This window comes from Streptomyces sp. NPDC045021 (assembly GCF_056432645.1).
This window is the reverse complement of sequence record NZ_JBWKIQ010000009.1, coordinates 255521-269505: the sequence shown is the minus strand read 5'-3', so window position 1 is coordinate 269505 and position 13985 is coordinate 255521. Positions and strand designations below refer to the sequence as shown.

Sequence of the window (13985 nt, the reverse complement as noted above, 5' to 3'; positions counted from 1 at the left end):
CACGTTGAGGTGAAGAGATGCCGCTGACCCCCGAGGACGTGCGGAACAAGCAGTTCACGACCGTCCGCCTCCGAGAAGGTTATGACGAGGACGAGGTCGACGCCTTCCTCGATGAGGTCGAGGGAGAGCTGACCAGGCTCCTACGAGAAAACGAGGACCTGCGGGCCAAACTGGCCGCGGCCACCCGAGCCGCCGCCCAGAACCAGCAGCAGGGCATGCGCAAGCCGGAAGCCCAGGACCGTCCGGTCCCCGCGGCCATATCCGGTCCGCAGCCCGTGCCGCCGCAGCAGATGGGTCCGCCCCAGCAGATGGGGCAGCCCCAGCAGCAGTCCGGCGCACTGCAGCTGCCCGCCGGGCCGAGCGCCCAGCAGCACGGTCCCGGTCCGATGGGACAGGGCCCGATGGGTCAGGGTCCGATGGGCCAGGGCCCGATGGGTCAGGGTCCGATGGGCCAGAACTCCATGGGCCAGAACTCGATGGGCCAGCAGCACCCGATGCAGCAGCAGCACCCCATGCAGCAGCAGCATCCGATGCAGCAGCAGGGCCACCCCATGCAGCAGCAGTCGCCCGGCGGCGACAGCGCGGCCCGGGTGCTCTCGCTGGCGCAGCAGACCGCCGACCAGGCGATCGCCGAGGCCCGTTCCGAGGCCAACAAGATCGTCGGCGAGGCGCGCAGCCGGGCCGAGGGTCTGGAGCGGGACGCCCGTGCCAAGGCTGACGCCCTGGAGCGGGACGCCCAGGAAAAGCACCGCGTCGCGATGGGCTCGCTGGAGTCCGCCCGCGCCACGCTGGAGCGCAAGGTCGAGGACCTGCGCGGCTTCGAGCGCGAGTACCGGACGCGTCTGAAGTCCTACCTGGAGAGCCAGCTGCGTCAGCTGGAGACCCAGGCGGACGACTCGCTGGCTCCGCCGCGTGCTCCGGCCGCCGCGTCGCTTCCCGCCCCGTCCATGGGCGGCGGGACGATGGGTGGGTCCATGGGCGGTGGCATGGCTCCGGCCGGCGCCGCGATGGGCCACAACAGCGGCCAGGGCCAGTCGTACGGGAACCAGGGCATGGGCCACAGCGGTCCGAACCCGACGTACGGCGGCCAGCAGCAGATGTCTCCTGCGATGACGCAGCCGATGGCTCCGGTGCGGCCGCAGAGCCCGCAGCCGCTGCAGCAGGCGCCTACGCCGATGCGTGGGTTCCTGATCGACGAGGACGACAACTAGTCGCTTGCCGCTCGGCGCGTCAGCGCCTGCGGCGAGCATCGGGCCGGGCCCCTGGGGAGTTTGCTCCCTTGGGGCCCGGCCCGTTTTTGCTTGGTTTGTGCGTGGTGCGTGGTGCGTGGTGCGTGGTGGGTCGGGGCCGGGCCCTCCGGCGTGGGGGTCCGAAATCGACTATTTACGCTCCCCCAAATTTCGGCCGGGGGTGCCCCCAGCGGCCCACAAATAGCTCGGCAGCATTTCGGACCCCCACGCCTGCGGTCCCGGCCCCTCGCGTTCGAGCCTGCTCCGAAGCTTGCTGGTCCGCCTGGGCTGGTCCTGCATACGGCGAAGGCCGCCGCCCACCTGGTTTGGTGGGCGGCGGCCTTCTGTGTTCTTACTGCTTGCGCAGGTGGAAGGTCAGGCCCAGTTGGGGGTCCGTGAATGCTTCGCCGTAGGTCGCTTCGGGGGTGCCCTGGGCGAAGTCTGTGGCCAGGACCTCGTCCGCGATCAGGGTGGCGTGTTCTGTGAGGGCTGTGGTCAGGTCTTCGTCTGCTGACTGCCAGCGGACGGCGATGCGGTCCGCCACGTCCAGGCCCGAGTTCTTGCGAGCCTCCTGGATCAGGCGGATCGCGTCGCGGGCCAGGCCCGCCAGGCGGAGTTCCGGGGTGATCTCCAGGTCCAGGGCGACGGTGGCGCCGGAGTCGGAGGCCACGGACCAGCCCTCGCGCGGGGTCTCGGTGATGATCACCTCGTCCGGGGAGAGCGGGATCTGCTCGCCGTTGAGCTCGACGGAGGCGGTGCCGTCGCGCAGGGCCGCGGAGAGCGCGGCCGCGTCGGCCGCCGCGACGGCCTTTGCGACGTCCTGGACGCCCTTGCCGAAGCGCTTGCCGAGGGCCCGGAAGTTCGCCTTGGCCGTCGTGTCGACCAGGGATCCGCCGACCTCGGAGAGCGAGGCGAGGGAGATCACGTTGAGTTCCTCGGTGATCTGCGTGTGCAGGGCTGGGTCGAGGGACTCGAAGCCCGAGGCGGCCACCAGGGCGCGGGAGAGCGGCTGGCGGGTCTTGACCCCGGATTCGGCGCGGGTCGCGCGGCCCAGTTCCACCAGGCGGCGGACGAGCAGCATCTGCTCGGAGAGGGTCGGGTTGATCGCGGACTCGTCGGCGGTCGGCCACGAGGCGAGGTGGACGGAGTCCGGGGCGCCCGGGGTGACCGGGACGACGAGGTCCTGCCAGACCCGCTCGGCGATGAACGGCGTCAGCGGGGCCATCAGGCGGGTGACCGTCTCGACCACGTCGTGCAGGGTGCGCAGGGCTGCGGCGTCGCCCTGCCAGAAGCGGCGGCGCGAGCGGCGGACGTACCAGTTGGAGAGGTCGTCGACGAAGGAGGAGAGCAGCTTGCCCGCGCGCTGGGTGTCGTACGACTCCAGGGACGCGGTGACGTCACGGGTCAGCGTGTGCAGCTCGCCCAGGAGCCAGCGGTCCAGCAGCGGGCGGCCGGCCGGGGCAGGGTCGCTCGCGCCGGGGGTCCAGCCGGCGGTGCGGGCGTACAGGGCCTGGAAGGCGACGGTGTTCCAGTAGGTGAGGAGGGTCTTGCGGACCACCTCCTGGATCGTGCCGTGGCCGACCCGGCGGGCGGACCAGGGCGAGCCGCCGGCCGCCATGAACCAGCGGACGGCGTCGGCGCCGTGCTGGTCCATGAGCGCGATGGGCTCCAGGGTGTTGCCCAGGTGCTTGGACATCTTGCGGCCGTCCTCGGCGAGGATGTGGCCCAGGCAGACCACGTTCTCGTAGGAGGACCGGTCGAAGACCAGGGTGCCGACGGCCATCAGCGTGTAGAACCAGCCGCGGGTCTGGTCGATCGCCTCGGAGATGAACTGCGCGGGGTAGCTCTTCTCGAAGATCTCCTTGTTGCGGTGCGGGTAGCCCCACTGCGCGAAGGGCATCGATCCGGAGTCGTACCAGGCGTCGATGACCTCGGGGACGCGGGTGGCGGTGAGGGCGCAGCCCTCGGTGGTGCAGGTGAACGTGACGTCGTCGATGTAGGGGCGGTGCGGGTCCAGGTTGCTCTGGTCGGTGCCCGTGAGGTCGGAGAGGTCGGCGAGGCTGCCCACGCAGGTGAGGTGGTTCTCCTCGCAGCGCCAGATCGGGAGCGGGGTGCCCCAGTAGCGGTTGCGGGAGAGGGCCCAGTCGACGTTGTTGTTCAGCCAGTCGCCGAAGCGGCCCTGCTTGACCGAGTCCGGGTACCAGTTGGTCTTCTCGTTCTCGCGCAGCATCGCCTCCTTGACGGCGGTGGTGCGGATGTACCAGGACGGCTGCGCGTAGTAGAGCAGCGCGGTGTGGCAGCGCCAGCAGTGCGGGTAGCTGTGCTCGTACGGGACGTGGCGGAAGAGGCGGTTGGTCGCCTGGAGCTCCGCGACGAGCTTCTCGTCCGCCTTCTTGAAGAACTCGCCGCCGACGAGCGGGACCTCCGGCTCGAAGGTGCCGTCGGGGCGGACCGGGTTCACCACGGGGAGGCCGTAGGCGCGGCAGACCTTGAGGTCGTCCTCACCGAAGGCGGGGGACTGGTGGACCAGACCGGTGCCGTCCTCGGTGGTGACGTACTCGGCGTTGACGATGTAGTGCGCGTCCGGGATCTCGACGAAGTCGAAGGGCCGCTCGTAGGTCCAGCGCTCCATCTCGGCGCCGGTGAAGCTGACACCGGTGGCGGTCCAGCCCTCACCGAGGGCCTTCTCCAGCAGCGGCTCGGCGACGACCAGCTTCTCGTTGCCGTCGGTCGCCACCACGTAGGTGACGGCGGGGTGCGTGGCGACGGCGGTGTTGGACACCAGGGTCCAGGGGGTGGTCGTCCAGACGAGGAGGGCGGCGTCGCCCGCGAGCGGGCCGGAGGTCAGCGGGAAGCGGACGAAGACGGAGGGGTCGACGATCGTCTCGTACCCCTGCGCCAGTTCGTGGTCGGACAGGCCCGTCTGGTCCTTGGGGCACCAGGGGGCGACGCGGTAATCCTGGACCAGCAGGTCCTTGTCGAAGATCTGCTTCAGCGACCACCACACGGACTCCACGTACTCCGGGTCCATCGTGCGGTAGGCGTCCTCCAGGTCGACCCAGTAGCCCATGCGGGTCGTCAGCTCGGTGAACGCGTCGGTGTGGCGGGTTACCGACTCGCGGCACTTCGCGTTGAACTCGGCGATGCCGTAGTCCTCGATGTCCTGCTTGCTGGTGAACCCGAGTTCCTTCTCGACGGCCAGCTCGACGGGCAGGCCGTGGCAGTCCCAGCCGGCCTTGCGGGTCACGTGGTGGCCCCGCATGGTCTTGAAGCGGGGGAAGACGTCCTTGAAGACGCGGGCCTCGATGTGGTGCGCGCCCGGCATGCCGTTGGCGGTCGGCGGGCCCTCGTAGAAGACCCACTCGGGCAGCCCCTCGGACTGTTCGAGGGAGCGGGCGAAGATCTTGTTCTCGCTCCAGAAGCCGAGCACCTCGTGCTCGAGAGCGGGCAGGTCGACCTGGGCGGGTACCTGGCGGTACTGCGGCGTCATCGGTGGTGCCTCCGGCGGACTGTCACGTGTTCCGTGTTCCGACGAAGGGACGAGAGCCTGGGCTCCCGCGGTACCACCCTTCTTGGCCCGGGAGGCGGCGCCTCCTGGACCCCCTTGATTGGGGACGCGATGCCGGTTCTACTCGCCCTGCGGCTTTCTTCCGGCGGCTCCGGGGTGATCTTCGCGTCGCGCACACCCCCGGGCTTCCACCGTCCCCGGGTCGCTCTTGGCTGCGTGCGGCGCTACTCGTCCCTTTCCACGCTTTTCGCTTCGGCCAGTGTAAGGGGACGGGGGCCGCCGTGTCGGCCCGGTTTCGCGGGTCGGCGGGGCGTCCGGCTGACCCGAATGGCCTGACGAGGACAACCGAAGTCCCGCCGTACGGCGTCACTACCGGTGAATACCGGAATACCTGGTGGAACACCTGGGCACACAGCATGCAGACCTGTCGGCCCACCGGGCGCGACAGGGGGATCAAGCGGCGTGCCCCGTTGCCGCGGGTCCGGAGCCGTTTTACCGTTCCGGCACGATTCGCGAGCAACATCACAAAATGTGAAGGGGTCGCGGCCATGGTCGTGAAGAAGACCGCCGCCAAGAAGACGACACCGGCGAAGAAGGCGGCCGCTGTCGCCAAGAAGGCCGTGAAGAAGGTCGTGGCGAAGAAGACCGCGGTAGCGAAGAAGACGGGAGCCAAGAAAGTGGTTGCGAAGAAGACGGTGGCCGGTACGGTCGCGTCCGCGGTTCCCGCATCCCGGGCGGCCGACGAGCCCGGGGTGCTCCCGGTCCGGCCGGGGGAGGACCCCTGGTCCGCGTCGGAGGTCCTGGAAGCCCGCGGCGAGCTGCTCGCGGAGGCCGAACGGCTGCGGGCCGAGATCACGTCCTCGGAGGAGTCGGTGGCGGGGCTGCTGCGTGACTCCGGGGGCGGCGCGGGTGACGACGACGCCGACACCGGCACCAAGAACATCACCAGGGAACACGAGATGTCGCTGGCCGCGACGGCCCGCGAGATGCTCGCCCAGTCCGAGCACGCCCTGGAGCGGCTCGACGAGGGCACCTACGGTCGCTGCGAGTCCTGCGGCAACCCGATCGGCAAGGCGCGGATGCAGGCGTTCCCGCGGGCCACGCTGTGCATCGACTGCAAGCAGCGGCAGGAGCGCCGCTGACCTCCCCACTTTTCGGTATTCGGTGGTGGGAGACCCTCGCGCGCGGGCGTGCCGTACCCTCGTGAACAGCCAGGATCCGGCCTGGCCGGCACAAGCTGCACAAGCGCTGAGGGATTCACGTGACGGAAGCGGAGCACGGCATCGAGGAACGGGACGAAGCGGCAGCGCCCGGGGCTCCTGAGGAGGCGCCGCTCACCGCACCCAGGGGCAAGCGGCGCATCGTCATCCTGCTCGCGGTCGCGGCGCTGGCGTACGCCCTGGACCTGCTGTCCAAGCTCTGGGTGGTGACCAGCCTCGAACACCGGGACACCCCGATCGACCTGCTCGGCAGCTGGCTGCGGCTCGAGGCGATCCGCAACGGCGGCGCGGCCTTCGGCTTCGGCCAGGGCATGACGATCATCTTCACGATCATCGCGGCCGGGGTGATCGTGGTCATCGCCCGGCTGGCGCGCAGGCTCTACAGCCTGCCCTGGGCGATCGCGCTGGGTCTGCTGCTCGGCGGGGCGTTCGGCAACCTCACGGACCGGGTCTTCCGCTCGCCGGGGTTCCTGGAGGGGCATGTGGTGGACTTCATCGCACCCGCCCACTTCGCGGTCTTCAACCTCGCCGACTCCGCGATCGTCTGCGGCGGCATCCTGATCGTGCTGCTGTCCTTCCGCGGCCTCGATCCGGACGGCACCCTGCACCGGGACTAGACCGGGACCGGGCCGGGACTGAGCCGCCCGGACGGAGCTGCCACCGTTGTCCGTCATACTCGACCAGGTGAGTACCCTTCCCGAGACCCGGACCCTGCCCGTACCCGACGGCCTAGAAGGCGAGCGCGTCGACGCCGCCATCGCGCGTATGTTCGGCTTTTCGCGCACCAAGGCGGCGGAGTTGGCTGCTTCCGGGAAGGTCTCCATCGACGGCAGCCCCGCGATGAAGTCCGACCGGGTGCACGGCGGAGCCTGGCTGGAGGTCGAGATGCCGGCGCCGCCCGCGCCCGTGCAGATCGTGGCCGAGGCCGTCGAGGGCATGGTGATCGTCCATGACGACGACGACATCGTGGTGATCTCCAAGCCGGTCGGTGTGGCCGCGCACCCCAGCCCCGGCTGGACCGGCACGACCGTCATCGGCGGTCTCGCCGCCGCCGGCTACCGCATCTCCACCTCCGGTGCCGCCGAGCGCCAGGGCATCGTGCACCGTCTCGACGTGGGCACCTCGGGGCTGATGGTCGTCGCCAAGTCCGAGCGCGCCTACACGCTGCTCAAGCAGCAGTTCCGCGAGCGCGTGGTCGACAAGCGCTACCACGCGCTGGTGCAGGGCCACCCGGACCCGATGAGCGGCACCATCGACGCCCCGATCGGCCGGCACCCCACCCACGACTACAAGTGGGCCGTGATCCACGAGGGCAAGCCCAGCGTCACGCACTACGACCTCATCGAGGCGTTCCGGCACGCCAGCCTGCTCGACATCAAGCTGGAGACCGGCCGCACCCACCAGATCCGGGTGCACATGTCCGCCCACCGCCACCCCTGCGTCGGCGACCTCACGTACGGCGCCGACCCGACGCTCTCCAAGCGCCTCGGCCTGAGCCGGCAGTGGCTGCACGCCGTCAAGCTCGGCTTCGAGCACCCGTCGGACGGCCAGTGGGTCGAGTTCGAGAGCGCGTACGCCGACGACCTGCAGCACGCCCTGGACGTCGTCCGGGAGGACAGCGTCTGATGCACGTCCGGGTTGTCGCGGCGCAGGACGCCGACGGCATGGCGGCCGTGCACGCCATCCGTCACGAGGTCTTCGTCGTCGAGCAGAACGTCCCGGCCGAGCTGGAGTGGGACGGCAAGGACGACCGCGCCGTGCACGTGCTGGCCGAGGACGCCGGTACCGGACGGCTGCTGCTGGGCGCCGACGCGGCCGCCAAGAACGGCGGCGACCCCGACACCGCGGTGCTCGGCCGGCTCGCCGTGCTCAAGCCCGCCCGCGGCGCCGGCGTCGGAGCCCGGCTGGTCACCGCGCTGGAGGACGAGGCCCGCCGGCTCGGGCTCGCGGGTGTCTACCTGGAGGCCCAGGTGCACGCGATCGCCTTCTACGAGCGGCTGGGCTACATCGCGTACGGGCCGGAATTCCCCGACGCGGGCATCGCGCACCGCGCCATGCGGCGCTCCCTGGGCTGACGGCCCGCCTGCGGCACCCCGAGGTGTCCACTCCCAGGAGCTGCGTGCGCGCCGGGACCCCGGGTTACCGAGCGCCGGGTCCGGGGCCGATGTCGTCGGAGGTGGGCGGGGCGGCAGGCGGACGGGGCGGCTCCGCGTCCAGTCCCGGTGCGGGCGCGGTGTTGAGCCGCGGCAGCGCGTAGGGGTGCTCGCGCCGCACCCACTCCAGCAGCTGTTCGCGGACGATGCAGCGGACGGTGAAGATGTCGTCCGCGTCCTTGGCGGTGACCAGCGCCCGCACCATGATCGTGGTCGGCGTGGTGTCGATGACGACCAGGCCCCAGGCCCGCCGGTCCCACTGCTCGCACTCCTTGAGCACCAGGTGCAGCTGCTCGCGCAACAGGCCGACGGGTGTCGAGTGGTCCAGGTGGAAGAGGATGGTTCCGGTCATCATCGGGTCGCCGCGCGACCAGTTCTCAAACGGCTTGCTGGTGAAATACGACACGGGCATCGTGATCCGGCGCTCGTCCCAGGTCCGCACCGTCAGATACGTGAGGGTGATCTCCTCGACGGTGCCCCACTCGCCGTCCACGACCACGGTGTCGCCGATCCGCACCATGTCGCCGAAGGCGATCTGCAGCCCGGCGAAGATGTTGCCCAGGGTGGACTGGGCCGCGACACCGGCCACGATGCCGATGATCCCGGCCGAGGCGAGCATCGAGGCGCCGATCGTGCGCATCTCCGGGAACGTGAACAGCATCGCGGCGATCGCCACCACGATCACGACCGCGGTCACCACCCGCTGGATCAGCGTCACCTGGGTGCGGACCCGCCGGACCCTGGCCGTGTTGTGCGAGGTCGAGGCGTAGCGGTCGTACGAGGCGTCCACCACCGCCGACGCGACCCGTACCACCAGCCAGGCGCACGCGCCGATCAGCACCAGGCTCAGGATCTGGCCGACCGCCTCCCGGTGGCCCTTGGCGAGATGCGCCGCCGGGTACGAGGCGCGCAGCAGCGCCGTGCACAGCACCAGCTGGAACGGGATCCGGCAGCGGCGCAGCAGGCCCCACAGCGGGGTCTCCGGGTGCCGTGTGTCGATCTTGCGGAGCGTTCTGTCCACGGCCCAGCCGACCACCAGGGTCACCACAACCGACGTACCGATGACGATCACCGGCCGCAGCAGGTTCTCCATGTCCACGCGGGCTCCCTCTGGGTGCTTTGTCCCCCGACGGTACTGGCACCATGGACGCGTACCCGACAGCGAGTGAAGGCAGCCCCGTGAAAATCGTGATGTTCCACTCGGCCTACGGGCTGCGGCCCGCCGTGCGAGCGGCCGCCGAGCGACTGCGTGCCGCCGGGCACGAGGTGCACGTCCCGGACCTCTACGACGGTCGGACCACCGACACCGTCGAGGAGGGCATGAAGATCAAGGATGAGATCGGCCGCGAGGAACTCCTCCAGCGGGCGGTCGCCGCCGCGGCTCCGCACTCCGACCAGGGGCTGGTCTACGCGGGCTTCTCGCTCGGCGGCTCCATCGCCCAGAACCTCGCGCTGGGCGACGAGAAGGCCCGCGGGCTGCTGCTCCTGCACGGCACGTCGGACATCGCCGACGACGCGGCCACGGAGCAGCTGCCGGTGCAGCTGCATGTCGCGGAGCCGGATCCGTTCGAGTCGGAGGACTGGCTCAACGCGTGGTACCTGCAGATGCGGAAGGCCGGCGCGGATGTCGAGGTGCATCGGTACCGGGGCGCCGGTCATCTTTACACGGACCCCGAACTGGACGACTACGACGCCGAGGCCGCGGAGCAGACGTGGGCTGTCGCCCTGAGCTTCCTCGCGGACCTCGACGCCGAAGCCTGAGGCGTCAGCTGGCGCGGTAGGCCAGCCAGGAGTCCTTCATGCGCTGGACCTGACCCGGCGTGAACTGTGTCATGCAGGAGTCGTAGGTGTAGTCCATGAAGTTCTTGATCGGGTCCAGGCCCTCGGCGGCGCAGGTGTCGCTGCCCACCGGGCACTCGAACGCCGGCTCGCCTTCCTGCGGGGTGTCGGCGACGTAGTCGCCCGGCTCCGTGCAGCCGTCCTGGAAGGTGTGGTAGAGGCCGAGCCAGTGGCCGACCTCGTGGGTGGCGGTGTCGCCCTCGTTGTAGTTGGTGACGGTGCCACCGGGGATGGACTGGTCGAGGATGACGACGCCGTCACCCTTCGGGTTGCCCGGGTACCACTCGGGGAACGTCGCCCAACCGAGCAGCCCGCCGCCGAGGTTGGCGCTGTAGAGGTTGAGGCTGCTCACCCCGCCCTTGCGGAGCTTGGACTTCATGGCCTTCTCCTCGGCCGTGTCGGGGGCGACGTTGTACCAGGCCGCGTTGTCCGTGTAGTCCGTCTTGAGCAGCGTGAACGTGAACGGGGTGGCGGTGTTGCCGTCGCCCTGGCCGGCGTACGCCTTGTTCAGGACATCGATCTGGCCGGCTATCTGGCTTGCGGTGAGCTTGCCGGTGGCCCCGTCGTGGATGACGTGGAAGTAGACCGGGATCGAGATCGCCTTCGCCTTGAGGGAGTTGACGCCGGACCGGCGCAGCGAGGCGGTCCTGTTCTTCAGGTCGCGGTCCATCGACTTGGCCTGCGCCGGGGTGAGGGCGTTGGGCTCGTGGGCGGTCGCGCCGGGCATCTCGCGGGCTGCGGCGTTCCCAGCAGTGCCCTCCGCACACTGCTGGGCGGCCGGCGTCTTCGCGGGGGCCCGGTGGGCGCTGACGGTGCCCGCCGAGGCGGCCACCGGGGTGAACGCGAGAGCTCCCGCGATCGCTGCGGCGCCGAGCAGGCGACGTGGGACGCGACCGGTGAGTCGGGCGGCGAGTCGGACAGAGGAACGCATGGTTCTCCTCAACTTCACGACGGCAGTGGCGGCTGGTAACCGCTGCAGCGGAGGCTATAGAGGATCTCCATGTACGCATCAGGGCGGGAATCGGCCCGGGGGTACGGCAGTTGGCCGAAACCGGTCGCTGCTCAGCGGTTCGGGCTGTCCGCTCGCCGGACGCGACAGGGACCGGCCGCATCCTGCCGGCCGGTCCCTGTTCGGCGGTTCACTTCCCGCTGATCGCCTTGTCGATGGCGGCCACGACGGTGGCGGAGGGCTGGTTGATGACCTCGATGGCCTTGCCGTCCAGCTTGATCGTCGGGGTGCCGGTGACGTCCTTGGCCTTGTTGAACTTGTCGCTCATGGTGAGCGCCCACTTGTCGTAGGTGCCGTTCTTCACGGCGTCCTCGAAGGTCTTGTTGCCCTTGAGGGCCGGGACCTTCTGGGCCAGCTCGATCAGCTTGTCGTCGCTGCCGAACTCGTCCTTGGTCTCGTCCGGGTGGACATCCTTGGAGTACAGCAGGGTGTGGTACTGGGTGAACGCGTCGGTGGAGACGTTCAGCGCCGCGCCCAGCGCGCTGAGCGCGTTCTTGGAACCGGTGCCGCCGTTGCCGTCGAGGAACGTGCCCATGGTGTACGTGATCTTGTACTTCTTGTCCGTGGCGCCCTTGAGGACGGCCGCGCCGGACTCCTGCTCGAAGGAGGCGCAGACCGGGCAGCGCATGTCCTCGTAGGCGTCCAGGTTGTGCTTGGCGGCAGGGTCGCCGATGACGACCGTGGTGCCGTCGGTGCCCGAGGTGTTGGCGGGCTTGACCAGGGTCTTCTTCGCCGCGGCCGCCCACTCGCCGGGCTTGTTCATCTCATTGACGGCGACGGCGACGCCGCCGGCTATCGCGATCGCCGCGATGACCGCGCCGCCGACCAGCAACTGGCGCTTGAGCTTGGCCTTCTTCGCGTGCCTCTCGCGCTCGGCGCGCAGCCGCTCGCGGGCTGCCTGCTTGTTGGCCTGGCTGTTTCTGCTGCTCATGGTGATGGTGTCTCCGAATCAGTACGTATGGGGTGGGCGAGCCGGTGGTCAGAGTGCGACCAGCGACGGCGGACCACGCCGTACGAGGGAGTGCAGCAGCGGCAGCGCCCGCGAGGGGCTGTCCTGGCCGGACCGGGAGCGGCGCAGCCGCGGCCGGGCGGCCGGGGCGGCGAACGCGGCCACGGCGATGAGCAGCGGGCGGAACGCGGCGGCGGCCATCGCGCGCAGGACGCGCTGCAGACCGGCCTCGCCGCGCCGCAGCCACCAGGAGGCGAGCAGACCCACGGTGATGTGTGTCGCGAGCAGCAGCCACGGGCCGGTCGTCGGGTCGGTGGCGGCGGGCGCTCCGGGGACGGCCGCCAGCGGGGAGCCGACCTGGCCCCCGTTGCACAGCAGCGCTTCGTTCAGGGAGCGCCAGGAGCCGGTGACCGGACCGCCGCCGGGGCCGTAGCAGGTGTGCTGCCCGGAGGTGAAGAGCGTGTCCACCGCCAGTTCCAGCGGGACCAGCACCCCGGCGATGGGCCAGAAGCCGCGCTCCCGCCCGCCGAGCGCGTAGGCCAGCGCGAAGACGGCGCCGTAGGCCCCCGCCACCGTGGACAGCGGCAGGGGCGTGTGCGACATCAGGACGTGTGAGGTGGAGGAGAGAGTGACGCACAACGCCGCGAAGAGCGCAGCACGCAGCGCTCTCAGCGGTGGTCGTATGCCCTTCATGGCGGAGAGTGTGCCATGCCGACAAGTAGGTGGGACCTAAAGGCCCCCGATCCGGTGACTAAAGTCCCGGGATCCGTCCGTTGCGGAAGAGGTCGACGAAGATCTGGTGGTCGGCGCGGGCCCGGGCGCCGTAGGCGTGGGCGAAGTCCACCAGCATCGTGGCGAAGCCCTCCTCGTCCTGGGCGATGGCCTCGTCGATGGCGTCCTCGGTGGAGAACGGCACCAGCGAGTGGCCGCTCTCGTCGTCCGCGGCGGCGTGCATGGCGGCCGTCGCCCGGCCGAGGTCGGCGACGACGGCCTCGATCTGCGCCGGGTCGTCGAGGTCCGACCAGTCCAGGTCCACCGCGTACGGGGAGACCTCGGCGACCAGCTGGCCGACACCGTCCAGCTCGGTCCAGCCCAGCCACGGGTCGGCGTGCGCCTGCAGGGCGCGCTGGGAAATCACGGTGCGGTGGCCCTCGTGCCGGAAGTAGCCGCGCACCGCCGGGTCGGTGATGTGCCGGGAGACGGCCGGGGTCTGCCCCTGCTTCATATAGATGACGACGTCGTTCTCCAGCGCGTCGGTGGTGCCCTCCAGCAGCAGGTTGTACGAGGGCAGTCCGGCGCTGCCGATGCCGATGCCGCGGCGGCCGACGACGTCCTTGACGCGGTGGCTGTCGGGGCGGACCAGGCTGGCCTCGGGGAGGGTCTCCAGATACGCGTCGAAAGCGGCGAGCACCTTCTCGCGCGTCGCGCCGTCCAGCTCGATGGCGCCGCCGCCGGGCAGGAAGCGGCGGTCCCAGTCGCGGACCTCGGTCATGGAGTCGAGCAGCCCGAACCGGGTCTGCGAGCGGGCGTGCCGCAGCGCGCCGAGCAGCGGGCCCTGCGCGGTGTCCAGGGTGAGCGGCGGCAGGCCCTCATCCTTGGCCAGCTCGCGGATGCGGGCGCGGTAGGCGGCGGCGTAGGTGCGTACCAGGTCGGTGATCGTGTCGTCACCGAGCGCCTTGGTGTAGCCGATCAGGGCGACGGAGGCGGCGAAGCGCTGCAGGTCCCAGGTGAACGGGCCGACGTACGCCTCGTCGAAGTCGTTGACGTTGAAGACCAGCCGGCCGTTGGCGTCCATGTAGGTGCCGAAGTTCTCGGCGTGCAGGTCGCCGTGGATCCACACCCGGCCGGTGCGCCGGTTCACATACGGCCCGCTGTCCTTGCCCTCCTCCAGATCGGAGTAGAACAGGCAGGCCGTGCCCCGGTAGAAGGCGAACGCGGAGGCGGCCATCTTGCGGAACTTGACCCGGAACGCGGCCGGGTCGGCGGCCAGCAGCTCGCCGAAAGCGGTCCCGAAGACGTCGAGGATCTTCGCGCCGCGCTGCTCGTCGGTGGTGTGTGCGATGGGCATCGCTGCCGCC

Annotated in this window: 12 protein-coding genes; 6 read left to right on the top strand and 6 right to left on the bottom strand. The window is 70.2% G+C overall.

The window, feature by feature from the left end:
• The first annotated feature begins 17 nt into the window (after positions 1-17).
• Positions 18-1211 (top strand): DivIVA domain-containing protein, encoded by a 1194-nt coding sequence (locus AC07DC_RS26665; RefSeq protein WP_478917011.1) that lies wholly within the window; start codon positions 18-20, stop codon positions 1209-1211.
• Positions 1212-1581: 370 nt separating this feature from the next.
• On the opposite strand, the gene ileS is transcribed toward AC07DC_RS26665, so the two are convergent.
• The gene (ileS, locus tag AC07DC_RS26660; RefSeq protein WP_478917010.1) at positions 1582-4719 is read right to left on the bottom strand and encodes an isoleucine--tRNA ligase; all 3138 of its coding nucleotides are present in this window, start codon (positions 4717-4719) and stop codon (positions 1582-1584) included.
• Between the two features lie 566 nt (positions 4720-5285).
• Here ileS and AC07DC_RS26655 point away from each other — a divergent pair.
• From AC07DC_RS26655 to AC07DC_RS26640, 4 genes are all read left to right on the top strand, one after another.
• A complete protein-coding gene (locus tag AC07DC_RS26655) occupies positions 5286-5879 on the top strand; it encodes a TraR/DksA family transcriptional regulator (protein WP_478917009.1) in 594 nt (197 codons plus the stop codon).
• Positions 5880-5998: 119 nt separating this feature from the next.
• Complete coding sequence (lspA, locus tag AC07DC_RS26650; protein WP_478917008.1) at positions 5999-6574, top strand: signal peptidase II; 576 nt, start codon at positions 5999-6001, stop codon at positions 6572-6574.
• Between the two features lie 67 nt (positions 6575-6641).
• Entirely contained in the window at positions 6642-7583 is a 942-nt protein-coding gene (locus AC07DC_RS26645) for an RluA family pseudouridine synthase (protein ID WP_478917007.1), read from the top strand.
• Positions 7583-8032: a GNAT family N-acetyltransferase gene (locus AC07DC_RS26640; RefSeq protein ID WP_478917006.1), complete on the top strand. Its 450-nt coding sequence runs from the start codon at positions 7583-7585 to the stop codon at positions 8030-8032. Before AC07DC_RS26645 ends, AC07DC_RS26640 begins: the two co-directional genes overlap by 1 nt.
• A 64-nt stretch (positions 8033-8096) precedes the next feature.
• Here AC07DC_RS26640 and AC07DC_RS26635 read toward each other — a convergent pair whose 3' ends face one another.
• On the bottom strand, positions 8097-9203 hold the full coding sequence (locus AC07DC_RS26635; RefSeq protein ID WP_478917131.1) for a mechanosensitive ion channel family protein: 1107 nt from the start codon (positions 9201-9203) through the stop codon (positions 8097-8099).
• A gap of 50 nt (positions 9204-9253) precedes the next feature.
• Between AC07DC_RS26635 and AC07DC_RS26630 the strand changes: the two genes are divergently transcribed.
• Positions 9254-9871 (top strand): dienelactone hydrolase family protein, encoded by a 618-nt coding sequence (locus tag AC07DC_RS26630; protein WP_478917005.1) that lies wholly within the window; start codon positions 9254-9256, stop codon positions 9869-9871.
• A 4-nt stretch (positions 9872-9875) separates the two neighbouring features.
• Here AC07DC_RS26630 and AC07DC_RS26625 read toward each other — a convergent pair whose 3' ends face one another.
• The 4 genes from AC07DC_RS26625 to AC07DC_RS26610 all read right to left on the bottom strand — a co-directional run bounded on the left by AC07DC_RS26625 (position 9876) and on the right by AC07DC_RS26610 (position 13975).
• On the bottom strand, positions 9876-10880 hold the full coding sequence (locus AC07DC_RS26625; RefSeq protein ID WP_478917004.1) for a zinc metalloprotease: 1005 nt from the start codon (positions 10878-10880) through the stop codon (positions 9876-9878).
• A gap of 208 nt (positions 10881-11088) precedes the next feature.
• Entirely contained in the window at positions 11089-11889 is an 801-nt protein-coding gene (locus AC07DC_RS26620; protein WP_478917003.1) for a thioredoxin domain-containing protein, read from the bottom strand.
• 48 nt (positions 11890-11937) lie between these two features.
• A complete protein-coding gene (locus tag AC07DC_RS26615; RefSeq protein ID WP_478917002.1) occupies positions 11938-12600 on the bottom strand; it encodes a hypothetical protein in 663 nt (220 codons plus the stop codon).
• A 58-nt stretch (positions 12601-12658) separates the two neighbouring features.
• The gene (locus AC07DC_RS26610; RefSeq protein WP_478917001.1) at positions 12659-13975 is read right to left on the bottom strand and encodes a DUF2252 domain-containing protein; all 1317 of its coding nucleotides are present in this window, start codon (positions 13973-13975) and stop codon (positions 12659-12661) included.
• Positions 13976-13985 lie beyond the last annotated feature (10 nt).

Coding starts and splice junctions, on each gene's coding strand:
- AC07DC_RS26665 (WP_478917011.1), top strand. CDS start 18: ATGCCGCTGACCCCCGAGGACGTGCGGAACAAGCAGTTCACGACCGTC.
- ileS (WP_478917010.1), bottom strand. CDS start 4,719: ATGACGCCGCAGTACCGCCAGGTACCCGCCCAGGTCGACCTGCCCGCT.
- AC07DC_RS26655 (WP_478917009.1), top strand. CDS start 5,286: ATGGTCGTGAAGAAGACCGCCGCCAAGAAGACGACACCGGCGAAGAAG.
- AC07DC_RS26640 (WP_478917006.1), top strand. CDS start 7,583: ATGCACGTCCGGGTTGTCGCGGCGCAGGACGCCGACGGCATGGCGGCC.
- AC07DC_RS26635 (WP_478917131.1), bottom strand. CDS start 9,203: ATGGAGAACCTGCTGCGGCCGGTGATCGTCATCGGTACGTCGGTTGTG.
- AC07DC_RS26630 (WP_478917005.1), top strand. CDS start 9,254: ATGGACGCGTACCCGACAGCGAGTGAAGGCAGCCCCGTGAAAATCGTG.
- AC07DC_RS26625 (WP_478917004.1), bottom strand. CDS start 10,880: ATGCGTTCCTCTGTCCGACTCGCCGCCCGACTCACCGGTCGCGTCCCA.
- AC07DC_RS26620 (WP_478917003.1), bottom strand. CDS start 11,889: ATGAGCAGCAGAAACAGCCAGGCCAACAAGCAGGCAGCCCGCGAGCGG.
- AC07DC_RS26615 (WP_478917002.1), bottom strand. CDS start 12,600: ATGAAGGGCATACGACCACCGCTGAGAGCGCTGCGTGCTGCGCTCTTC.
- AC07DC_RS26610 (WP_478917001.1), bottom strand. CDS start 13,975: ATGCCCATCGCACACACCACCGACGAGCAGCGCGGCGCGAAGATCCTC.